Origin of the sequence: Micromonospora sp. NPDC020750 (assembly GCF_044334565.1) — a bacterium.
Lineage (GTDB): Bacteria > Actinomycetota > Actinomycetes > Mycobacteriales > Micromonosporaceae > Micromonospora.
Genome location: NZ_JBIRTH010000002.1, coordinates 450,899 through 472,413, shown reverse-complemented (window position 1 = coordinate 472,413; position 21,515 = coordinate 450,899). Strand labels below are relative to the sequence as shown.

Here is a 21,515-nt window from a genome sequence, read left to right as displayed (position 1 = left end):
GAACGTTGCTGGCGGTCCCAACATGAACACGGCGGGCGACGATCCAAATTCGAGATCGTCGCCCGCCGTGTCGGAGTACGCCCCGGCTCACGTGCACCTGAGCCGGGCCCGCGCCCGGTCAGCCCCAATTACTTGAGGACGACCGTGGCACCCTCGCCCTCGAGCTTGGCCTTGGCCTTGTCGGCGGCCTCCTTGTTGACCTTCTCCAGGACCGCCTTCGGCGCGGCCTCGACAAGGTCCTTGGCCTCCTTCAGGCCCAGGCCGGTCAGCTCACGCACGACCTTGATGACCTGGATCTTCTTGCCACCGGCGGCGTCGAGGACGACGTCGAACTCGTCCTTCTCCGGCTCGGCCTCGGCGGCGGCCGGGGCAGCGCCCCCGGCGGCGACGGCGACCGGAGCCGCGGCGGTGACCTCGAAGGTCGTCTCGAACTGCTTCACGAACTCGGAGAGCTCGATCAGCGTCATCTCCTTGAACGCGTCAAGCAGCTCGTCGGTGCTGAGCTTCGCCATATCTGGCGTCCTTTCCTAATGTTTGACTAAGAACGTGGGTGCGCCGCGGGGCCTCAGGCCGCCTCGGCGCCCTCCTTCTCGCGCTTGTCCTGCAGGGCTGCCGCGACACGAGCGGTCTTCGACAGCGGGGCCTGGAACAGGGCCGCGGCCTTGCTCAGGTTGCCCTTCATCGCGCCGGCCAGCTTGGCCAGCAGCACCTCGCGGGACTCCAGGTCGGCAAGCTTCGTGACCTCGGCCGCGGAAATGGCCTTGCCCTCGAAGACGCCGCCCTTGATGACGAGCTTCGGGTTGGCCTTCGCGAAGTCGCGAAGCCCCTTCGCCGCCTCGACGACGTCGCCCGAAACGAAAGTCAGCGCGGTAGGACCGGTGAACAGCTCGTCGAGCCCGGAGATGCCCGCGTCGGTCGCGGCACGCTTCGCCAGCGTGTTCTTCGCGACCGTGTAGGTGGTCTCCTTGCCGAGCGAGCGCCGCAGCTGGGTGAGCTGGGAAACCGTCAGACCACGGTACTCGGTCAGCACCGTAGCGCCCGCGTTGCGGAAGTTCTCGGTCAGCTCGACGACGGCCGTGGCCTTGTCGGCCCGGATCGGCTTGTCCGCCATGTCCCTCCTCTCTCGTTGCTCCAGGCTGGCCCACCGGGAAGCCGGCAGGCTTCCGCGATACCGGAGGGCCACGACAACGAGAAACGCCCCGGCGCAGGGCGCACGGGGCGAGGGTCGGCCGGTCGCACCGCAGTCGGCGGACCACGGGAACACGGCCAAGTTTCGCTTGCCGCCCTGCGCGGGTCGCCCGTCGAAGCGGGACCTTCGACCGTGCCGGGGCACGGTGACCAGCGGTCTCTGGGTGTTACTTCGCCTCAGGCTACGCGACACGCCCGTGACCGCCAAATCGCCCCCGGGTGCGCCCGGTCACTCCCCCGCCGGTGATCGCACCCGTTCACCGTGCACCGGGGCCCTCAGCAGCTCGGGAGGGCACAGCGTGCGGCACCCCGGACGGTCGCGATCAGACGCGAACCCGCCGGCGCCAGGCGTACGCGGCCAGGGCCGTCGCGCTCCAGGCGACCCCCCACCCGCTGAGCAGGGCCAGGGTGGCGCCGGACGGTCCGGCGGCGGCGGCCCGGGCGGTGGACATCACCGGCGGCGCCAACCACGGGACCACCGAGTCGGAGAGACCCAGGACCAGCGTGCCGACCACGCCGAGCGCCAGCACCGCGACGCCGTACCCGGCGCTGCCCGTGACGGCCCGGCTGGCCAGCGCGCCGAGCGCCACGGCTGCCGGCAGGGCGAGCAGGTGCGCCCAGACGCCGAGGGCGACACCGACGGCCAGCGACCGGCCGCCCGGCGGCACCTGGCTGGTCACCCCGCCCACCAGCCACGGGTAGACCAGCCCGGCGGCGACCGTACCGAGCCCGGCCACGACCGCCGCGAGCAGCCCGGCGGCCCGTTCCCGGGCCGCCCCGGCGAGCACCAGTGCCAGCCGGCGCTGCACGTCCGGCTCGACGTCGAGCAGGATCTTGGTCTGCCAGGCCACTACCGGGAACAACACCACCGCCGAGACGCCGTACGCCTCGCCAGGCTGGGCCCGCCCACCGCCGTAGAGGACGCCGAGGGCGAGCAGGCCGGCCAACAGGGGCGCGACCGCCCGTCCGGTACGCAGGAAGCCGGCCAGCCTCAGCCGGACCAGCGCGCTCACCGGCTCACCCGCCCTGCCGGCCCTGGGGCCGGCACGTCCCCGCCCGCCCCGTCGGCAGGGCCCGGCGGACCGCTGATCGGGGGCGCGACGGGTGCGGCCGGCGCGCCGGCGACGGGAGCCGCCGGTTCCACGACGGCAGCAGCGCCCACCTCTCTGGCGACGGAGGCGGGCGCGCCACCGGCGGCGGGGACGGCCGGCTCCGCCGCAACCGTTGTCACCAGTTCCCCGGCGACGAGGGCGGCCGGCTTCCTGGCGAGGGCGTCGGGCGGGGCGGCGTCGGAGCGTACCCGCAGGACGTGGTGGCCGTCGGCGCGCAACCGGGCGACGGTGCCGGCCACCCGCGCGGCCGGCACCGCGACCTCGACCACGACGAGCGCGTCGGCCGGCGCCTGCGCGGTGACGGTGCCGTCGGCGACGGCCCAGCGGGCGGCGCCCGGCAGCCGTGCCGTCTCGCCCCGGTGGTCGCTGACGAGCACCGACCCGCCGGCCGCCAGCACCTCGCCGATCAGCCCGGGGACCAGTTCCCGGGCGGCGGCATCGAGGCCTTCCCACGGCTCGTCGAGGATGAGCAGACCGGGCCGGCGCAGCATCGCCTGGGCCAAGCCCACCTTCTGGGCCGTGCCCTTGGACAGCTCGGGAAGGCGCACGCCGCGAAACCGCGTCAGGCCCAGCCGTTCGGTCCACCGGTCGACCGCCAGGTCCGCCTCGCCCTTACCCAGTCCGGCCACCCGGGCCATCCCGGTCAGGTAACGCCTCACGGTGAACGGCTGGTCGACAGGGAACCGCTCCGGCACCCAGCCGACGTGCCGCGGGCGGTCGACGACCCGGCCCCGGGTCGGCCGGAGCACCCCGGCCGCCAACTGGAGCAGAGTGGACTTGCCGACACCGTTGCGGCCGAGCACCACGGCGGCCTCGCCCGGGTCGAGCCGCAGGCTGGTCTCCCGCAGCACCCACGGGCCGCGCCGGTGGTACCGCAGCCACACACCCTCCCACCGCATGCCGCGAGCCTGCCACACCGGAGAGACGGAAAGGGCCCCGCCACGAGTCGTGGCGGGGCCCCGTCGAGGCAGCGGTGCTCAGGCCTCGGTCACGCCCTCCTGGAGGTTCTTGACCAGGTTCGGGTCGACCGGAACGCCCGGGCCCATCGTGGTGGTGAGGGTGACCTTCTTGAGGTACTTGCCCTTCGACGCCGACGGCTTGGCCCGCAGCACCTCGTCGAGGACGGCGGCGTAGTTGTCGACCAGCTGGGACTCGGAGAACGAGGCCTTGCCGATGATCAGGTGGAGGTTGGAGTGCTTGTCCACCCGGAAGGTGATCTTGCCGCCCTTGATGTCCGAGACGGCCTTGGTGACGTCCATGGTCACCGTGCCGGTCTTCGGGTTCGGCATGAGGCCGCGCGGGCCCAGGATCCGCGCGATCCGGCCGATCTTGGCCATCTGGTCCGGGGTGGCGATCGCCGCGTCGAAGTCGAGCCAACCACCCTGGATCCGGGCGACGAGCTCGTCGGTGCCCACCTCGTCCGCACCGGCGGCGGCGGCCTCCTCGGCCTTCGCGCCGGAGGCGAAGACGATCACGCGGGCGGTCTTGCCGGTGCCGTGCGGCAGGTTGACCACGCCACGGACCATCTGGTCCGCCTTGCGAGGGTCGACGCCGAGGCGCATGGCGACCTCGACCGTGGCGTCGAACTTGGCGTTGGTGGTGTCCTTGGCGATCTTGACAGCCTCGGCCGGGGTGTAGAGCTTCGACCGGTCGATGACCTCGGCGGCCTTGCGGTAGGTCTTGCTGCGCTGCATTTCTTGCTACTCCTGTGGTCTATGGCGGGCCGCGGTGACCGCGCACCCTCCCACGAAATGACGGGGAAGCGGTGACCGAGGTCAGTCGGAGACGGTGATGCCCATCGACCGGGCGGTGCCGGCGATGATCTTCTGAGCCTGGTCGATGTCGTTGGCGTTGAGGTCGGCCATCTTCTTCTCGGCGATCTCCCGCAGCTGGGCGCGGGTGACGGAGCCGACCTTCTGGCTATGCGGCACGCCGGAACCCTTCTCGGCGCCGGCGGCCTTGATCAGCAGCCGGGCCGCGGGCGGGGTCTTCAGCACGAAGGTGAAGGAGCGGTCCTCGTAGACGCTGATCTCGGCGGGGACGATGTCGCCCCGCTGGGACTCGGTCTGCGCGTTGTAGGTCTTGCAGAACTCCATGATGTTCACGCCGTGCTGGCCGAGCGCGGGGCCGACCGGCGGCGCCGGCGTGGCCTGGCCCGCCTTCAGCTGAAGCGTGAACGTCTTGACGAGCTTCTTCTTCTTCGGAGGCATGTCACTTCCTGGGGCTTGGAACTGGGAAAGGTGCCGGCCGGGGGCGCGCACGGTCAGCGCGATGCGACGACCGACGTTCTAGAGTAGCGCAATGCTCCGCCGCCCCCTCCGCCGAGGTCCGGCGAGGGGGCGGAACGGATACGCCGACGGCGGGCTGCTGCCCACCGCCGGCGACCGGAACGTCAGATCTTGGTGACCTGGTTGAAGTTCAGCTCGACCGGGGTCTCCCGGCCGAAGATCGACACCAGCACCTTGAGCTTCTGCTGGTCGGCGTTGATCTCGCTGATCGTCGCCGGCAGCGAGGCGAACGCGCCGTCGGTGACGGTGACCGAGTCGCCCACCTCGAAGTCCAGCACCCTGACCTCAGGCTTGGCCTTCTTCTGCCCAGTCTCGACCGCCGGGGCGAGCCACTTGAGCACCTCATCGAGGCTCAGCGGCGCCGGCCGGTCGGCCCGGTCGGTCGCCCCCACGAACCCGGTGACCCCGGGGGTGTTACGCACGCAGGAGTAGGACTCCGCGGTCAGCTCCATCCGGACCAGGATGTAGCCGGGGAACACCTTGGCCTGGATCTGGGACCGCTTGCCGTTCTTGACCTCGATCTCTTCCCGGGTCGGCACCTCGACCTGGTAGATGTAGTCCTCCATGTCGAGGGAGGTGATCCGGGTCTCGAGGTTGGTCTTGACCTTGTTCTCGTAGCCGGCGTACGAGTGCACCACGTACCAGTCGCCCGGCGCGTAGCGCAGCTTCTGACGCAGCTCCGCGACCGGGTCGAAGTCCTCTTCCGGTGCGGGCTCGGTGGTCGGAAAGTCCGGCTCGCTGGCGGCCTCGACCGACTCATCGTTGGCCGCCGTCGCCACCGCGGACTGCTCGTCCGTGGTCTCGGCGGTCTCGTCGTACTCAGGCACGCTCGCTCACTTCCGTCACTATCGGCTTGAGTCAGCCGGTCAGCTGGGGTTGCCGAAGACCCACAGCACGCCCTTCGCGAAGGCGTAGTCCAAGCCTGCCACGATCGTCAGCATCACCGCGACGAAGGTGACGACCACGGCGGTGTAGGTCAGCAGCTCCTTGCGGGTAGGCCAGATGACCTTACGCAGCTCGGCCACGACCTCGCGGAAGAACCGCGCGATGCGGGCGAACGGCCCCACCCGCTCGGTGTCCTTGCGGGTCTTCCTCTCGTCGGCCGACTCAGCCTTGGCCCGCGCCCGGGTCGCCGTGCCGCCACGGGAGACCGGCTCGTCCGCGTCGGTGGCGTCGTCGGCGGCCACGTCGTCGACGACATCGTCGTTCAGACGGTCGTCGTCGCCGGCGTCCTCGCTGCGCCGCTTGTTCTCGGCCACTTCGCCCTCCGTCGCGGGAATCGGGGTCGCACGCCGGTGCGGCGTACGCGGCGCTGGTCACGCCGGCCGGACCAACCGTCCCGCGACGGGCCGCGGCCGGCGGATCGACGGATGGGGCCCGAGATGCCTCGGAACCACCCCGCCGATGCCACCACCACGGGCCGGACGCCGCCGGTTGGCGGCGCGACCCACGGGAACGGTCAGGCCTGAGGCGCAGGGGTGACAGGACTTGAACCTGCAGCCTGCGGTTTTGGAGACCGCTGCTCTGCCAATTGAGCTACACCCCTGTGTGGCAACGCTCCCCCGACCCGGTCGTGCAGCACCGGGCGGGGTCACTTGCCCCACGGCGGACCAGTGTACGGGTAGCGAGGCCACTTTCCCAACTGGTCCACCTCCTCGCGTGGCGGAACCCCCTCAGCGGGGTGTCCGGATCACCGCCCGGGCCTGCGAGAGCACCTTCTGCCCGCGGCACGTCGCGATGATGTCGAGCCTGGTCAGGCCCTCTTCGGTGGTGTCCTTGACCTTGGCGGTCACCTCGACCTCGGTGCCGTCGTCATCGTCGGGAACCTCCACTGGACGGGTGAACCGGACCCCGTAGTCGACCACCGCGTCGGGCGCGCCGGCCCACTCGGTCACCGCCCGGCCGACCAGCGCCATGGTGAACATCCCGTGTGCGATCACCCCGGGCAGGCCGACGCCGGTGGCGAACCGGTCGCTCCAGTGGATCGGGTTGAAGTCGCCCGAGGCACCCGCGTAGCGGACCAGGTCGGCCCGGGTGACCCGGAAGGTCTTGGTGGGCAGTTCCACGTCAGGCCTCCCCGCGTACGACGAGCTTGGACCAGACGGCGACCACCGGCTCGCCGGCGGCCGTGGTGACGTCGGTGCGGGTGGTCAGGAAGTCGTGCCCGCCCCGGCTGCTGATGTCCTCGATCGTGTTCGCACAGACCAGCTCGTCACCGGCCACCACCGGACGGGTGTAGGCGAACCGCTGGTCGCCGTGGACCACCCGGCTGTAGTCGACACCGATCGCCGGGTCGTCGATGATCTGCCGGCTGGCGGCCATCGTCAGGACCACGGGGAAGGTCGGCGGGGCGACCACATCCGGGTGACCGAGCGCCCGGGCGGCCTCGGGATCGTGGTACGCGGGGTCGGTGGCGCCGACCGCCGTGGCGAACTCGCGGATCTTCTCTCGGCCCACCTGGTAGGGGGCGGTCGGCGGATAGGTCCGGCCGACGAAGGACTGGTCCAAGGGCATGCCGAGAACCTACACGGAAAGCACGAAAGCCGACCCGGGGGCGAACGCGCGGAAGAAGCCGCGCATCCGTTCCGGATCGGCGATCGGGTGTCGTGCGGCCGGCTTGCGCCGGCGCGGATCAGCGGGTCTCGCGGTGGGCCGTGTGCCGGCCGTCCCGGGGGCAGAACTTCTTCAGCTCGATGCGGTCCGGGTTGTTGCGGCGGTTCTTGCGCGTGATGTAGTTGCGCTCCTTGCACTCCACACACGCCAAAGTGATCTTCGGCCGGACATCGGTAGCCTTCGCCACGGCGGAGTGCCTTCCTCGCTAACGGTCACTAACTACAACGCCTCAGCCTATGTGCTGGGGGCGCGGACATGCAAAGTGGGCGCCTGTAGCGCCCATCCCAACGACCACCGGGAACGAGCCCGAAGGACGAGAGTAGCGGTGGCCGGAATTGAACCGGCGACACAGCGATTATGAGCCGCTTGCTCTGCCATCTGAGCTACACCGCCGCGGCGGGTCCAGCCGGACCCTTTGAGCCCCCTTACGGAATCGAACCGTAGACCTTCTCCTTACCATGGAGACGCTCTGCCGACTGAGCTAAGGGGGCTTGCACGATCACCCGGTGGCCGCGCAGGAGTAAGAGTACACGGCCCCGCCCTGGAGGTGAAATCGGATCCCCCCACCCTCGGGCGGGGGGACATCCGCCCAGGTGAGCGGCCTTCGGGGCAGCGCCTCAGGGGACGACGCGCAGCCGGCGGACGTCCGGGCCGACGAGCGCCTCGGACTCCAACTGGGCCCCGAACCACGCCTCCAGCCGCTCGTACGGCAGCGGGCGGCTGAACAGGAAGCCCTGGCCGATCTCGCAGCCGATGTCCTGGAGCAACTCAAGGGTCAGCTCGCTCTCCACGCCCTCGGCCACCACCGCCAGGCCGAACTGCTGGGAGAGGGTCACCACCGCGTTGACGATGGCCAGGTCACTCGGGTCCGTCGCCATGCCCTGCACGAACGACCGGTCGACCTTCACCTCGTGCACCGGCAGCCGGCGCAGGTAGGCCAGCGAGGACGATCCGGTGCCGAAGTCGTCCACCGACAGCCGGACGCCGAGGTCGCGCAGCCGGCGCAGGGTCGGGATCGGGCGGTCGGTGCCGTCCAGCACCCCGGCCTCGCGGATCTCGAAGGTGAGCCGCTGCGGTGGGACGTCGTACTCGGCCAGCAGCTCGCGCACCTGGTCGGGGAAGTGCCGGTCGGTGAGCGTACGGGCGGAGAGGTTGACCGCGACGGCGAGCGGCTGCTCGGTGTGCGTCCAGTCCCGGCTGCGCCGCAGCCCCTCCCGCAGCACCACCTCGGTGAGCCTGCCGAGCTGGCCGGTGTGCTCGGCCACCGCCACGAAGTCCTCCGGGGCGACCTCGCCGTGCGCGGGGTGCTCCCAGCGGGCCAGACACTCCACCCCGACGAGCCGGCGGTCCCGCAGCGTCACCTTGGGCTGGAAGTAGACCTCCAGCTCGCCGTCGTCGAGGGCCTTGCGCAGGTCGCCGGCCAGGCCGAGCCGGCGCAGCGACCGGGACTCCAGGGCCGGGTTGAACAGCTGGATGCTGCCGGGCATGGACTTCGCCGCCGATGCGGCCAGGTCGACCCGCTGCAGCAGGGTCGCCGCGTCGCTGCCGTGGTCGGGGTGCACGGCCACCCCGACCGCGGTGTCCACGTCGAGGGTGAACGCGTCGAAGACCATCTCGGCACGGATCTCCTCGCGCAGCCGCGCGGCCAACTCCAGTGCCACGTCGGCGTTCTCCAGCCGCAGCGTCACCAGGAACTCGTCGCCGCCGGCCCGACCGACCAGGGCCGACGACGGCGCGGAGGCGCGCAGCCGTACGGCGACCTCGGCGAGGACCTGGTCCCCGGCGGCGTGGCCGAGCGACTCGTTGACCTGACGCAGCCCGTCCACGTCGAACAGCAGCACGGCGACCACCTCGCCCGGCGCCCGGATCTTCACGGCCTCGTCGAGCGCGCCGCTGATCCTCCGCCGGTTGGGCAGCTTGGTCAGCGTGTCGTGGTACGCGTCGTGCCGCAGCCGGTCGACCAGCCGGGAGTTTTCCAGGGCCACCGCCGCGTGCGCGGCCACCGTCTCGATCACCGGCACGTCGGCCGGGGTGAAGTGACCGAGGCTGCTGAGCCGGTTGACCACCTCCAGGGTGCCGATCACCGCCTCCCCCGAGCGCAGCGGCACGATGATCGCGTCCTTCGCGGGCGCGGTCCGCAGCATTTCCAGCTGCTCCCGGTCGCCGCCGAGCCGGGCGCCGAGTGCGGCGGTCTGTCGCTGCTGCACGACCCGCTCCCGGACCGCCCCCGGGATCTTGGAGAAGTCGAGCAGGCCGCGCCCGTCGACCCGGGCGGTCAGCAGCACCTCCGGGTGCCGACCCTGGGCGGGCAGCCACAGGGTGGCGTACTCGGCCTGCATGAGGGCGCGGACCCGGCCGAGCAGCGCATCCGGCAGCGTGCCGTCCTGGCCGCTGCGGGTCGTGGCCCGGGTCAGCTCGTAGATGTCGGCGAGGGTGCGGTGCTGGCGGAGGAAGTGGGCGTAGGCCCGGTAGACCACGGCCACTGTCACCGCGAGCGCCCCGAGCACCAGCAGCGACCAGTAGGTGGCGGTCAACGCGAGCAGGATGATCAGGCCGACGGTGGCGTTCACGCCGGCGACCAGCAGCGGCACGGTGGACGTGCGGACCACCTCGAGCCCGGCCTGCGAGCCCTGGAGCAGGGTGATCACGCCGACCACGGCGGCGAGGGTGACCAGGGTGATGGTGCTGACCGCCGCGAAGAGGATGCCCCAGGTGCCGGGCCCCACGCCCCTGATCGGGGGGAGCGCCAGCAGGACCAGGGCGGCAAGGGAGGTCGCCGCGGCGGAGCGGGCGACGTTGAAGGCGAACTTGGCCGGGCCGAGTCGGCGCCGGAGCTGGGCGATCAGCGCGGCGAGGGTGGCAACCAGCACCAGGGTCAGCGGCGGCAGGTAGTACAGCGCCAGGACCAGCGGAATCTCGGTGATCGTGGCCGAGAACGTCTGCCGCCGTACGACGAAGCTCAGGACCGGCAGGTGGGCGGCGAACAGGGCGGTGAGCAGCAGCAGGCCCAGGCCCCACTCGCCGTACGGCTCCCGCTCGACCAGCGCGATCAGCAGGCAGCAGATGACAGCCAGGAACGCCAGCGGCCCGGTTATCAACCAGGCCAGGTCAGTCCCGCGTCGTCGCACGGCCGTCGCACGGCTCGTCATCCTGCTCCCTTGTCGTCACCGAGAGTGAACTCCGCGCCGATGCCCGGTCGCTACCGCCGTCGCCCGGTGACCCGAACGACGGCGGGTGTCAAACGAACCGCGAAGAACCTAGTTCCACTCGAACTCGAGGGTCGCCCGGTCACCGGCGACCGAATCACCGGCAACCGAGGCGACGCCGGAGGCGAGCGCGAAGAGCATCAGGGTCATGCCGAGCAGCCGACCCAGCTTTTGAGTAGGCATCTGTGGGGCTCCTGTCACGAAACGGGCAGCACGGGGGGCGTGAAGATTCCATGATGGTGCCACACGCACTGAGGGCAACAAAGCCCTCGGTGGCCTGGCTCCGCCTGGACGGCAGCAAGTCCGACCGATCGGCAGGATGCCCTGCCTGGCGGGGTGATACCCCAGCGTTACCGGGTTCCACGCCCCGCTTCATTTGGCGAACACTCGGACCAAGCGCGCCAATCACGGAAACTCATTGAGTGCGTCTAAAGTCGCATGGCGCTATATCCGGGGCGGCACAGCACAGTGGAGCGGATATCGAAAGGGACCTTCATTTCCGGACCCCCACCCGGCCGTTCCCCACCCCGCGTCGGCGGTCCGACCCCTTGAAGGCGCCGACGGGCCGTCGACGCGATCGCCCCCGGCCGCCCGGCCGGCGTCCCCACGCTCACCCCGCCCGGTCGACCGCGTACCGGACCTGGCGGGCGCCGAACTCCTCGAACGCGTCGACCCGGGTCATGCCCAGAGCCTCGAGCAGGCGCACCGACCGGTCGTTCGCCTCCTGGGTGACCGCGATCAGCCGGGCGTCGTCCGGAAACCGCTCGAAGGCCAGGCCGACGGCCGCGGCGCACGCCTCCCGGGCGTACCCCCGCCCCCACCACTCCGGCAGGAAGACGTACGACAGTTCGAGCTCGCCCGTGCGGTACCGGCCGAGACGACACCAGCCGACGACCTCACCGAGGCGCAGCGTCACCATGAACCCGTCGATCCCGCCGCCGGCCCGCCGCTTCGCCACCACCTCGTCCGGCAGCGGGCCGCCGAGGTGACGCCGCATCAGCGGGTCACGCCACATTCGTTCGAGGACCGCCAGGTCGGCGGGCCGGGCCGCCCGCAGCACGAGCCGGTCCGTGCTCGCCACCGGCGCGGCGGATGCTCCCACCATCGGCCCATCCTCCCGCGTCCGCCCGGCCTGCGGAGCCCGAGCGGAACGGCGGATCGCGTTAGGGTGAGCCGATGGCGAAGGCACTGATCTCAGCCGATATGGAGGGCATCTCCGGCATCGTCCACCCCACGGAGACCAACCCCGACCGGTACGACTACGAGCGTGGCCGGGCGCTGATGACGGCCGACGTCAACGCCGTCGTCGCCGGGGTGCTGGAGGCGGAGCCGTCGGCGGAGGTCGTGGTGGTCGACGCGCACGGCCCCTTCCGCAACCTGCTGCCGGAGGATCTCGACCGGCGGGTGCGGCTGATCCGCGGCAGACCCCGCCCGCGGGGCATGCTGGCGGGGCTCGCCGACGACGTCGATGCCGTGCTGTTCGTCGGCTACCACGCCCGGGCGGGCACCGGCCCCGCCGTGCTCGCCCACACGATCAGCGACGCCGTCCTCGGGGTGCGGCTCAACGGGCGGGAGGTCGGCGAGATCGGTCTCAACGCCGCCCTGGCCGGTCAGCACGGCGCCCCGGTCGTGCTGCTCAGCGGCGACGAAGCGGCCTGCGCCGAGCTGCTGGAACTGGTGCCCGACGCGTCGACCGTCCCGGTGAAGCGGGCGCTGGGCCAGCTCACCGCCGAGGTGCTGCATCCGGCGGTCGCGCGCGACCGGCTCCGGCACGGGGCGGCCACCGCGATGGGACGACGGGCACAGGTGCCACCCCTGTCGATCGTCGGTCCGGTGGCGCTGGAGGTGGATCTGTACAGCCCCTCCGCCGTCGACATGGCGACGCTGATCCCGGGCGTCGAGCGCGCCGCCGGCGCCCGGACGGTCACCTTCACCGGCCGGAACGTCGCCGAGGCGTACGACGTGGTCCAGCTCCTCGTGCAACTCGCCCAGGTCAAGAACGGCTGACCGGGTACGTCGGTGACACGTACCCGCTGCGGGATCGGCGCTCGGGGAGGGCCGGGGCGGGTCGCCGCCCGGCCACCCGTCGAACCTGGGACGGCGTCGTGCGGCGTTCAGTCGCCTGCCGGCGCTACGAACATCTTGACCGATCCACACATGGGTTCTTGAACTGCTCACCGTCGATGACGTACACAAGCTTCCCCCACCTCGTCTCGGAAGAGGGAGAGGCGCTACTTCGCGGAGAAGGGATCGCCTCGATACGTTGCACACAGGCAAACAGGTGGGCTGGCGCCTTGACACTGAAGATCCGGCTCCACGACCTCCGACATGCATCGACCGGAGCCTCGCCAACTCTCGCCACCGTTTCCCCCATCCGGTGCATACCGGTGGTGGCGCACACGAAGGCCGTATCATTTGCAGGCATTGCCTCCGGTGGCCCAGTCGGCGCATGGTAACCACCGATCGCGGCGGTCGCGCCACCAGCGGCCAGAACCATGGCGGCAGCCGCTACAGCGATACCGAAACGCCTCTTCCGGGACCTCCCCTCGGGCTGCGGCGGCAGCTCGAGGATGCGAGCGAGCATCGCCTGTCCCTGGGGGGTTGTCGTGAACATGACCCGGGCGCTGGGCCGGGCACGATTGATCAGGCCTCCGGTTGCTGCGTCGTAGTGCTTCACTCCAGCCCCCTCGTGTACGCGGTCAGACCGCCGATCGGAGACGCTTTCGGCTCCACCCGCCGACGTCCCGTATGCGTCCTCGAAGCGGCGAGGAGCCCGGTGCAACCGCACGGCAAACGTCGCCGCGGTACACCCCAGCACCTTCGCTGATTCTCTGCCGTTGAAGTCGTACCAGTACCGCAGCAGCAACACCTCGCGGTCGATCTCTGGCAGTTCCGCCAATGCCGCCATCACGTCAGTTCGTTGGGAGGCGGACGGGGCGTACTCAGTCACGTCGGCCTGGGCCTGCGAATGCAGGCGCGCCCGCAACGCCGCGTAACCCGCGCGACTGCGCCGATGCTGCAACACCAGCCGTCGCGCGACCCCGAACAACCAGGGCCGTTCCTGGCCTTCCTTGATGGTTGCCAAACGGCGCCACGCCACGGCGAACACCTCGCTCACGAGGTCCCGCGCATCCTCGCCGCCCAGTCGATCATTGGCGTACGCAAAGACCGCGTCGCCGTGTCGACAGAACAAGTCAGTCAGGCGCTGACGGTCTGCGGCAGTCCTCCGCACATCCGGCACCGATCCTCCAGGTGGTGGTCTCACACCCCTACTTGTCGCTGCGACCACGGTTCCTTACGACCACCCGGCAAGATTCCGGCTCCGGTTCCTCCTCCTCGAGCCGTGCGAGTCGGTCCCCGGGTGGAGGAGCGCCGTCGACCTGACCGCGCTCGCCGACGCGGCGCTGGTCCTGCTGCGTCCCGAGGGAATGCTTCACCTGCGCGAAGATGAGTACAAGCGACCTGCCAAGTCCGGCGGGTGGGGGCGTACTGCACCTGACCGGCTCGAACGGGAAGCTGTTCGTCACCCGGCACGGCCCCGGTGGCCGGTAGGTGCCCAGCGCCGGCCAACCAATCCCGAACAAACACCTACGGGACGGCATGGCGCAACGCGCGGGGAGAGGTACTCACGCCGGCACAGCAGCGTTCCCCGCTGGCCCGGCGACCGTACGACCTACGGCACGCCGCCGTGTCGCTCTGGCTCAATGCCGGGGTGCCGACGACCCAAGTAGCTGAGTGGGCCGGGCACAGCGTGCACGTCCTCATGCGGGTCTACGCGAAGTGTGTCTACGGCCAGGAGGAAGCCGCCCGCCGTCGGATCGAGGCAGCACTTGCGGGAGTCAGACATCGACCTTGAGGTCGGCGTGCATGGCTTCGATCAGCTCAGCGAGTACATCCGGGGCACCGTCGACGTCGCCCTTGCCGTCTGAGATTGCGATCAACTTTACGGCGACCCTGCGGACCTCATCGGCTAGAGCTGGTCCGGCTACCACGGCTACCTCTGCGCGCAGCCGTCCGACAACAAGCATCTGCTTGGAGTGCGCATCGACGACGGAGCGCAACTCATCTAGTTCCTCATCGGTGGTGGCTTTCGCCGCCGTGAGTGCCTTACGGCGAACAGAGGTCTCCACAAAAGTGGTCAACTCATGCAGAACTCTCGTGTAGAGGGCCTGTTTGTCCGCACGGAACGCCTGTCGAGACTCCGCGTTCGACTGGCTGCGCAGCGACTCCGCCTGGCTCCGCCGAGCAGATGCCGCAGTCCAGACGCTACCTACGATGCCCGCAATGCCCACGACGCCGGTCGCAACCGGCCCTAACCACTCCCACGCCACTTGCCCATGGTGGGAACAGGCCGCAAGGGCAGTCCGGGCGGTGACACGCATGTGACACAGCCAGCGAGATCGAGCGGTCCGGAGTGAGACCCAGCGGGACCAACGAAAGCGGCCCCCGATCAGCATTCCTGCTGTTCAGGGGCCGTTCTCGCACCTGGTGGCGGGTAGAGGATTCGAACCTCTGAAGCTTTCGCGACGGATTTACAGTCCGCTCCCATTGGCCGCTCGGGCAACCCGCCAGGGCGTCACCACCGCGCTGTGCGCGGCAGCGGAGCCAAGGATAGCGGTTACTCCCGGGCCCGGCGCAACCGGGTACCGTCAGGGGAGTCGTGCCGCTGGTCGGCGGGCGACGCGTACGAGCACTGACCGCCCGGACAGCAGGAGCATGAGCATGGCAGCGAATCCGTCGTTCGACATCGTGAGCAAGGTCGACCGGCAGGAGGTCGACAACGCCCTCCGCCAGGCGGAGAAGGAGCTCGCGACGCGGTTCGACTTCCGAGGCACCGGCGCGGAGATCTCCTGGTCGGGCGAGGAGGCGATCAGCCTCCAGGCGGAGACCGAGGAGCGGGTCCGGGCGGCCCTGGACGTCTTCAAGGAGAAGCTGGTCAAGCGGAACATCTCGCTGAAGTCCCTCGACGCCGGCGACCCGCGTCCCTCCGGCAAGATCTTCAAGATCGACGCCAAGGTGATCCAGGGCATCGACTCGGACAAGGCCAAGGTGATCAGCAAGAAGATCCGGGACGAGGGCCCCAAGGGCGTCCAGGCGCAGATCCAGGGCGACCAGCTCCGGGTCACCGGCAAGAAGAAGGACGATCTCCAGGCCATCATCGCCCTGCTCAAGGGTGATGAATTCGGCGTCGCCCTCCAGTTCACCAACTACCGCTGACGCGGTGGCGACCGGCCGCCGTCCTCGGGGGCCGGCCGCCACCGTCGGTGCGCGGCGGCAACTGCGCCCGGAGGTCGCCGAAGGCGCAGCTCGCGAGTACCGCGTTCCCGTCCGATCCAGCTGAGTCACATCGGGGACGAAGGCTGTAGCCCGCCTCAGGGGCCTCCCGTCCGCTGCCGACGGGCTCGCCGGGTACGAAACTCACGCCCCAGGCAGCCGCCCTGGGCGCCTGGATGGGGTAGCCGAGGTGTTTTGGTTGGAGAAGGGCACCTTTTCCATCTAGCGGGGGATTTCACCTTCTCCTGCGTGACGCGCGTCTTTTACTACTCGTTGCCCCCCTTGTCAACAGTCCACGACACGGGGGAACACATGAGCAAGACCTCTTCGCCGCGCACACGAGCCGGCATCCGCGTACGACTGGCCGCCTTCACGCTGCTGGCCGGCGGCCTGCTGCTCGCGGCCGGCTCGCCGGCCGTTGCGGCACCGCCGATCAACATCAGCCCGGGCAACGTGCCGACGACGGCAGCCCAGTTCACCCAGAACTGCGACCCCAAGCTCGGCGGTGGGCCCTTCCCGAACGAGGACGCGTGGGTTTTCAACCTGCCGGGCAACCCGCACACCAGCGGCGCCTTCCAGTCGGTCACGGCGACGTTCAGCACGCCGAGCGGCACTGTCACGAGGACGATCCCCACCGCTCCCAACAGCAAGATCGTCAATGACATGGGCACGAGCAAGGCGTGGATCCGGCTCCCGGCCGGCGGGACGCTCACCGGCGCCACCGCTGTGCTGGTGTCCGGAAACGCACGCTCCTTCGAGCTCATCAGCACTTGTGGGGCGAGGCGACCGGCGGACCTGAAGCTGGGGCTGACCAAGACCGCAACCCCGGCCACCGACGTACAGGCCGGTGACAAGGTCACCTACACCTACACGGTGACGAACCAGAACACGGGCACGACCTACCCGATCGTCGTCACCGACATCACTGTCACCGACGACACGGTCACCGGCATCGTCTGCGAGGACACGTCACTCAAGCCGGGGGCGAGCACCACCTGCCACGGCACGTACACCGTCACGAAGACCGACGTGGCCAAGGGCAAGATCGTCAACACCGCGCAGGCTTCCGGGTTGTTCCACCGGCAGAAGGTGCTGTCCGACTACGCGACGTTCACCGTGACCACCGAGCGGGTCCCGCCGAAGCAGATCAGCCTGTCGATCGACAAGAAGGCCCGGGTCGAGTCGGACTGCCGCAACAAGTGTGAGAACGATGGCTTCGCGGCCAAGGGCGACAAGATCTTCTACACCTACCGGGTGGCCAACACCGGCACGGTCGCCATCACCGACGTGGCCGTCCACGACCGCAAGGCCGGTCGGGTGGTCTGCAACAGCACCACGCTGGCACCGGGCACGAGCACCGACTGCCACGCCGTCAAGCCGCATGTGGTGACCTCGGCCGACGTCAAGACCGGAAAGGTGGTCAACACGGCCCGCGCCATCGGCAAGTTCTACCGCAAGACCGTGGTCTCCGATCCTGCGACCGTCACCGTCTGCATCCGGGATGGCAAGTTCGACCCCCGGCACGACGGCAAGGACGACGAGCACGGCAAGGACCACGAGCACGGCAAAGACGGCAAGGACGACGAGCACGGTAAGGACCACGAGCACGGCAAGGACGGCAAGGACGACGAGCACGGCAAGGACGACAAGGGCGACAAGGGCAAGGACGAACAGGAGCTGCCGGTCACCGGTGACAGCTCCGCCGGTGTCCTCTCCCTGGGTGGCGGCCTGCTGGCCGCCGGTGCGCTCCTGCTCGGGGCCAGCCGGATCCGCCGCAAGGTCGGCATCCAGGTCTGATCGGTACATCAGTCAGGCGCTCCGGGCACCGCAGCCCGGTGCCCGGAGCGCCTGCTGGGGGATCGAATTCCGACCGTCCGTCGGGCCGGGGTCAGGCGGCGAGGGTCTGCTCGGCGCGTACCGCCGTGGCCTCGGCCCGGGCGATCGGGCCGGCGGGGAGCGCGGCGACCGTGGCCCCGACGGCGACCGCAGCCCCGGCGAAGAGGAACGCCCAGGACACGCCGCCGCTGTGGTCGACGATCAGCCCGGCCACCGCGCCGCCGGCGGCGCTGGCCGCCACCGACATGGTGACCACCCAGGTGTACGCCTCGTTCAGCATGCCGACGGGGGCGATCCGCCCGACCAGGGTGTTCTCCAGGGTCAACGCGGGCGCGATGGTGGCCCCGCCGACGATCAGTGCGACGCCCAGCGGCAGCGGCCCGGGCATCACCGCGAACACGACGAAACTGCCGGCGACGGCGGCGAGCAGCCAGGCGAACTGGCGGGTCATGTTCGCCGCCGGCTTGCGGACGCCGAACCAGAACCCGCCGGCCGCGCTGCCGATCCCCCAGACCGCGAGCAGCAGCCCGGCCAGGCTCTCCGGGTCGTCGGTCGGCTGGCTCCCGGCGAAGGCCGGCACGATCACCCCGGCGGCGCCGAACGCGATGCCGAGGCTGGCGACGCAGAGCAGCAGTGCGGGGAAGCCGCCGACCCGCAGCGGGCCGAGCCCCTTCGCCTGGTGCTCGTGCGCGTGCGGGCGCCAGCCGCGCATCACCCGGCCGAACGCCACGGCGGTGGTGCCGACCAGGGTGACCACCGCCGCGCCGACCAGGGCGGCCGTCGCGTCGGCGAACAGGACGAACGCGGCCACCAGCAGCGGACCGAGCACGAAGACCACCTCGAAGAGCGTGGTCTCCGCGGCCAGGGCGGTGTTGCGGAGGTGGTACCGGCCGGAGGCGGGGCCGGTCAGGTCGTTCCAGGCCCCCCGGATCGCGGCGGTCAGCGGCGGGTACGTGGCGCCGGCGACCCCGGAGGCCACGTAGATCAGGGCCAGGTTGCCGGCGTCGGAGCGGCTCGCCATCAGCAGGCCGGACAGCGCGAGGGGGTGGGCGACGGCGGTGGCCAGCAGCACCGGCGTCGGGCCGACCCGGTCGGCGACCCGGCCGGCGATCGGGCTCAACGCGGCGCTGGAGAGGGCGTAGATGCCGCCGGCGACCGCGGCGAGGGAGTACCGCCCGGTCACCTGTTCCACGACGAGCAGCAGCGCCAGCGGTGTCATACCGATCCCGAGCCGGCCGATCACGCCGAGGACGAGCAGCATCGGCGCGCCCGGGATCCGCCAGACGCCCAGGTACTGGCGCAGTCCGGCCACGGGGAACCTCCAAAGATGTAATGAGCGGAAGACGTTGCGACCCTAACGCCGCGACTGCCGGGAATGCACCGGGTATGGCCTGCGTCTCGTCGCGTACACGACGATCCGCCCGGGCCCGGTGGGACCGGGCGCGGGCGGATCGGGTGGTACGGGCGTCAGCGCTGGAACTGCACCGGGCCGGCGCTGGCGGCCATCTGCTCCAACCGGGCGACCCGCTCCTCCATCCGGGGGTGGGTGGAGAAGAGAGCGGCGATGCCGCCGCCCCGCTTGAACGGGTTGTCGATCATCAGGTGGGCGGTGCTGGTGAGCTGTCCCTGGGCCGGCAGCGGGCGGGCCTGGGTACCCATGTGGATCTTCTTCAGGGCGCTGGCCAGGGCCAGCGGGTCCCCGGTGAGGCGGGCACCGGACGCGTCGGCCTGGAACTCCCGGCTGCGGCTGATCGCCAACTGGATCACGGTGGCCGCGATCGGGCCGAGGATCAGGGTGAGCAGCAGCACGGCCGGGTTGGGGCGGTCCTCGTCGTCGGAGGAGCCGAGCGGGATGAACCACGCCAGGTTGGCCAGCATGGTGATGATGCCGGCCAGACCGGCCGCCACGCTGGAGATGAGAATGTCCCGGTTGTAGACGTGTGACAGCTCGTGCCCGATCACCCCGCGCAGCTCGCGGTAGTCGAGGACCTCGGTGATGCCCTGGGTGACGCAGACCGCCGCGTTGGCCGGGTTGCGACCCGTGGCGAACGCGTTGGGCTGTGAGGTGGGGCTGACGTACAGGCGGGGCATCGGCTGCCGGGCCTCGGTGGCCAGCTCGCGGACCATCCGGTACAGCTCGGGGAACTGTGCCTCGGTGACCGGTTGCGCCTTCATCGAGCGCAGCGCGAGCTTGTCGGAGTAGAAGTAGGTCACGCCGTTCATCACCAACGAGATGACGACGGCGATGACGAGCCCGCCGCTCCCGCCGAACCAGTAGCCGACCGCGAGGATCAGCGAGGTCAACAGGCCGAGCAGCGCTGCGGTCTTCAGACGGTTGTGATGCACGATCGCTCCTTCGGTGCGCGGATCACGCGGGACCCGCTGACCGGTCCAACAAAACCGGTACCCACCAACCATCCGCCTAATGACTGTGAGTTACCTGTAAAGGCTGAGCGGCTACTGAGCCCCAGGTCGGAGCGATCCGCCTGAGACCGCCCCAGTGGGCTCGGTCTACGCAGGGTCAGCGGGCCGCGAGGTCCAGCACGAGCTGCGGGGCGAAGCCGACGACCAACGCGACGGCGGTGGCGGCGGCGAGCGCGACGGCGACCGCTCCGGCAGGGCGGGCGGGGACGGGCGTGACGTCGGCCGACGGGGCGTACAACAGGGCGGCGACGCGGAGGTAGTACGCGAGGCCGATCACCGCGTTCACCGCCACGACCAGCGCCAGCCAGGCCGCGCCCCCGTCCAGCAGGGCCCGAACCACCGTCACCTTCGCGAAGAGGCCGGCCAGCCCCGGCGGGAGACCGGCCAGCCCGACCAGGGCCAGCGCGAACGCGGCCCCCACCCAGGGCCGTCGCCGGGCCGCGCCGCGCAGCTCGACGAGGGTGCCGCCGTCGGCGTCGGCCGGCCGCAGCGCCACCAGCGCAGCGAACGCGGCCAGCTCCAGCACCACGAAGAAGACCGCGTACGCGACGGCGGCGGCGTACGCGGCGGCACGGGCGTCGGCGGTGCGGCCGGCGGCCAGCGCGAGCGCGCCGAGCGGGGCGAGGATGTAGCCGGCCTGGGCCACCGACGACCAGGCGAGCAGCCGGACCGCCCGGCGCTGGCGCAGCGCCACCAGGTTGCCCACGGTCATGGTGAGCACGGCGAGTCCGGCGAGCACCGGGCCGGTCACCTCCGCCGGCAGGGCCCGCTGGACCACCGCGAGCAGGGCCACCACCCCGCCGAGCTTCGAGGCGGTCGACAGGTACGCCGCCACCGGCAGCGGCGCGCCGTCGTAGGTGGCCGGGGCCCAGGCGTGGAACGGCACGGCGGCCACCTTGAACGCCAGCCCGAGCAGGACCAGCGCCACGGCCGACGTGGTCAGCGGCACGTCCAGCAGGTCGGGGCGCTCGGCGAACAGCGCGCCGACCCGGCCCAGGTGCAGTCCGCCGGTGACCGCGTAGAGCAGGGCCGCGCCGAGCAGGGTGAGGGTGGTGGCGACCACGCTCACCACGAAGAACGTCACCGCCGCCTCGGCGCTGGCGAGACTCCCCCGGCGCAGGCCGACGAGCACGTACAGCGGCAGGGTCAGCGTCTCCAGCGCGACGATCAGGGTGATCAGGTCGCCGGCCGCGCCGAGCACCACGCCGCCGGTCATCGAGCAGGCGAGGAGGAAGCAGTACTCGCCCACCGGCGACCGGCCGGCGCGCAGCAGCGGCCCGGACAGCGCCAGCACCCCGAGGGTGAGCAGGGCGAACAGCGCCCCGACCAGGGCGGCCCGGCCACCGAAGACGTACGAACAGTCGGTGCCGACGCAGAACGTCGAACGCTCGCCGCCCGCCCCGACGACGGCGCAGCCGACCACGGTGGCGACCGACCCGGCGGCGGCCACCGCCACCGTCGCGGCGGCCCGCGCCACCAGCAGGTCGATCAGCAGCACCAGGACGGCCGTGCCGGCCGCGAGGTACGCCGGGAGCAGCGCCACGCTGTCGACGCTCTGCACCACACTCACCGAA

The 21,515-nt window shown here is 70.8% G+C and carries 22 protein-coding genes, 4 tRNA genes and 1 pseudogene; 4 read left to right on the top strand and 23 right to left on the bottom strand.

The features are described 5' to 3' along the window. Window positions 1-128 precede the first annotated feature (128 nt). The 17 genes from rplL to ACH4T9_RS07320 form a co-directional block, all read right to left on the bottom strand. Window positions 129-512, bottom strand: a complete 384-nt coding sequence (gene rplL / locus ACH4T9_RS07400) for a 50S ribosomal protein L7/L12 (protein ID WP_396670343.1) — start codon at window positions 510-512, stop codon at window positions 129-131. Between the two features lie 53 nt (window positions 513-565). Continuing rightward, window positions 566-1,111 (bottom strand): 50S ribosomal protein L10, encoded by a 546-nt coding sequence (gene rplJ / locus ACH4T9_RS07395; RefSeq protein WP_350881990.1) that lies wholly within the window; start codon window positions 1,109-1,111, stop codon window positions 566-568. A gap of 400 nt (window positions 1,112-1,511) precedes the next feature. Beyond that, window positions 1,512-2,201 (bottom strand): hypothetical protein, encoded by a 690-nt coding sequence (locus ACH4T9_RS07390; RefSeq protein WP_396670344.1) that lies wholly within the window; start codon window positions 2,199-2,201, stop codon window positions 1,512-1,514. After that, a complete protein-coding gene (locus ACH4T9_RS07385) occupies window positions 2,198-3,199 on the bottom strand; it encodes an ATP-binding cassette domain-containing protein (protein WP_396670345.1) in 1,002 nt (333 codons plus the stop codon). Before ACH4T9_RS07385 ends, ACH4T9_RS07390 begins: the two co-directional genes overlap by 4 nt. A 78-nt stretch (window positions 3,200-3,277) precedes the next feature. After that, window positions 3,278-3,994 (bottom strand): 50S ribosomal protein L1, encoded by a 717-nt coding sequence (gene rplA / locus ACH4T9_RS07380; protein ID WP_350881996.1) that lies wholly within the window; start codon window positions 3,992-3,994, stop codon window positions 3,278-3,280. 81 nt (window positions 3,995-4,075) lie between these two features. Next, entirely contained in the window at window positions 4,076-4,510 is a 435-nt protein-coding gene (gene rplK, locus ACH4T9_RS07375) for a 50S ribosomal protein L11 (protein WP_387014980.1), read from the bottom strand. Between the two features lie 182 nt (window positions 4,511-4,692). After that, a complete protein-coding gene (nusG, locus tag ACH4T9_RS07370) occupies window positions 4,693-5,415 on the bottom strand; it encodes a transcription termination/antitermination protein NusG (protein WP_396670346.1) in 723 nt (240 codons plus the stop codon). Window positions 5,416-5,454: 39 nt separating this feature from the next. Next, window positions 5,455-5,847: a preprotein translocase subunit SecE gene (secE, locus tag ACH4T9_RS07365; protein WP_387014975.1), complete on the bottom strand. Its 393-nt coding sequence runs from the start codon at window positions 5,845-5,847 to the stop codon at window positions 5,455-5,457. Between the two features lie 214 nt (window positions 5,848-6,061). Further along, window positions 6,062-6,134: transfer RNA gene (locus ACH4T9_RS07360), tRNA-Trp, on the bottom strand. A gap of 127 nt (window positions 6,135-6,261) precedes the next feature. Further along, on the bottom strand, window positions 6,262-6,654 hold the full coding sequence (locus tag ACH4T9_RS07355; RefSeq protein WP_396670347.1) for a MaoC family dehydratase: 393 nt from the start codon (window positions 6,652-6,654) through the stop codon (window positions 6,262-6,264). Window position 6,655: 1 nt separating this feature from the next. Beyond that, window positions 6,656-7,102: a MaoC family dehydratase N-terminal domain-containing protein gene (locus tag ACH4T9_RS07350; protein ID WP_396670348.1), complete on the bottom strand. Its 447-nt coding sequence runs from the start codon at window positions 7,100-7,102 to the stop codon at window positions 6,656-6,658. A 118-nt stretch (window positions 7,103-7,220) separates the two neighbouring features. Beyond that, a complete protein-coding gene (rpmG, locus tag ACH4T9_RS07345; protein WP_387014966.1) occupies window positions 7,221-7,388 on the bottom strand; it encodes a 50S ribosomal protein L33 in 168 nt (55 codons plus the stop codon). A gap of 133 nt (window positions 7,389-7,521) precedes the next feature. Beyond that, window positions 7,522-7,594 (bottom strand) — tRNA-Met (locus ACH4T9_RS07340). A 25-nt stretch (window positions 7,595-7,619) separates the two neighbouring features. Next, window positions 7,620-7,692: transfer RNA gene (locus ACH4T9_RS07335), tRNA-Thr, on the bottom strand. A gap of 126 nt (window positions 7,693-7,818) precedes the next feature. Beyond that, window positions 7,819-10,350, bottom strand: a complete 2,532-nt coding sequence (locus tag ACH4T9_RS07330; protein ID WP_396670349.1) for a putative bifunctional diguanylate cyclase/phosphodiesterase — start codon at window positions 10,348-10,350, stop codon at window positions 7,819-7,821. 108 nt (window positions 10,351-10,458) lie between these two features. Continuing rightward, window positions 10,459-10,590: a hypothetical protein gene (locus tag ACH4T9_RS07325; protein ID WP_350882010.1), complete on the bottom strand. Its 132-nt coding sequence runs from the start codon at window positions 10,588-10,590 to the stop codon at window positions 10,459-10,461. A 427-nt stretch (window positions 10,591-11,017) separates the two neighbouring features. After that, the gene (locus tag ACH4T9_RS07320; RefSeq protein ID WP_396670350.1) at window positions 11,018-11,512 is read right to left on the bottom strand and encodes a GNAT family N-acetyltransferase; all 495 of its coding nucleotides are present in this window, start codon (window positions 11,510-11,512) and stop codon (window positions 11,018-11,020) included. Window positions 11,513-11,583: 71 nt separating this feature from the next. Here ACH4T9_RS07320 and ACH4T9_RS07315 point away from each other — a divergent pair, with 71 nt between their 5' ends. Next, window positions 11,584-12,414 (top strand): M55 family metallopeptidase, encoded by an 831-nt coding sequence (locus tag ACH4T9_RS07315; RefSeq protein WP_396670351.1) that lies wholly within the window; start codon window positions 11,584-11,586, stop codon window positions 12,412-12,414. A 124-nt stretch (window positions 12,415-12,538) separates the two neighbouring features. On the opposite strand, the gene ACH4T9_RS07310 is transcribed toward ACH4T9_RS07315, so the two are convergent. Beyond that, a complete protein-coding gene (locus tag ACH4T9_RS07310; RefSeq protein WP_396686823.1) occupies window positions 12,539-13,639 on the bottom strand; it encodes an RNA polymerase sigma factor in 1,101 nt (366 codons plus the stop codon). 181 nt (window positions 13,640-13,820) lie between these two features. On the opposite strand from ACH4T9_RS07310, the pseudogene ACH4T9_RS07305 reads away from it, so the two are divergent. Beyond that, window positions 13,821-14,263: pseudogene (locus tag ACH4T9_RS07305) on the top strand (integrase); the annotation flags it as partial. On the opposite strand, the gene ACH4T9_RS07300 reads toward ACH4T9_RS07305, so the two are convergent. Together ACH4T9_RS07300 and ACH4T9_RS07295 are read right to left on the bottom strand one after the other, a co-directional pair. Then, complete coding sequence (locus ACH4T9_RS07300; RefSeq protein ID WP_396670353.1) at window positions 14,247-14,738, bottom strand: hypothetical protein; 492 nt, start codon at window positions 14,736-14,738, stop codon at window positions 14,247-14,249. The pseudogene ACH4T9_RS07305 and the gene ACH4T9_RS07300 overlap by 17 nt on opposite strands. 155 nt (window positions 14,739-14,893) lie before the next feature. After that, window positions 14,894-14,977: transfer RNA gene (locus ACH4T9_RS07295), tRNA-Tyr, on the bottom strand. Window positions 14,978-15,129: 152 nt separating this feature from the next. On the opposite strand from ACH4T9_RS07295, the gene ACH4T9_RS07290 reads away from it, so the two are divergent. Continuing rightward, window positions 15,130-15,624 (top strand): YajQ family cyclic di-GMP-binding protein, encoded by a 495-nt coding sequence (locus tag ACH4T9_RS07290; RefSeq protein WP_387014918.1) that lies wholly within the window; start codon window positions 15,130-15,132, stop codon window positions 15,622-15,624. Window positions 15,625-15,993: 369 nt separating this feature from the next. Then, window positions 15,994-17,478 (top strand): LPXTG cell wall anchor domain-containing protein, encoded by a 1,485-nt coding sequence (locus tag ACH4T9_RS07285; RefSeq protein ID WP_396670354.1) that lies wholly within the window; start codon window positions 15,994-15,996, stop codon window positions 17,476-17,478. 91 nt (window positions 17,479-17,569) lie between these two features. Here ACH4T9_RS07285 and ACH4T9_RS07280 read toward each other — a convergent pair whose 3' ends face one another. The 3 genes from ACH4T9_RS07280 to ACH4T9_RS07270 all read right to left on the bottom strand — a co-directional run bounded on the left by ACH4T9_RS07280 (window position 17,570) and on the right by ACH4T9_RS07270 (window position 21,511). Further along, complete coding sequence (locus ACH4T9_RS07280) at window positions 17,570-18,829, bottom strand: MFS transporter (protein ID WP_396670355.1); 1,260 nt, start codon at window positions 18,827-18,829, stop codon at window positions 17,570-17,572. Between the two features lie 155 nt (window positions 18,830-18,984). Next, window positions 18,985-19,863, bottom strand: coding sequence for a zinc metalloprotease HtpX (htpX, locus tag ACH4T9_RS07275; RefSeq protein ID WP_387014911.1), 879 nt, complete (start codon window positions 19,861-19,863; stop codon window positions 18,985-18,987). A gap of 175 nt (window positions 19,864-20,038) precedes the next feature. Then, a complete protein-coding gene (locus ACH4T9_RS07270; protein WP_396670356.1) occupies window positions 20,039-21,511 on the bottom strand; it encodes an NADH-quinone oxidoreductase subunit N in 1,473 nt (490 codons plus the stop codon). Window positions 21,512-21,515 lie beyond the last annotated feature (4 nt).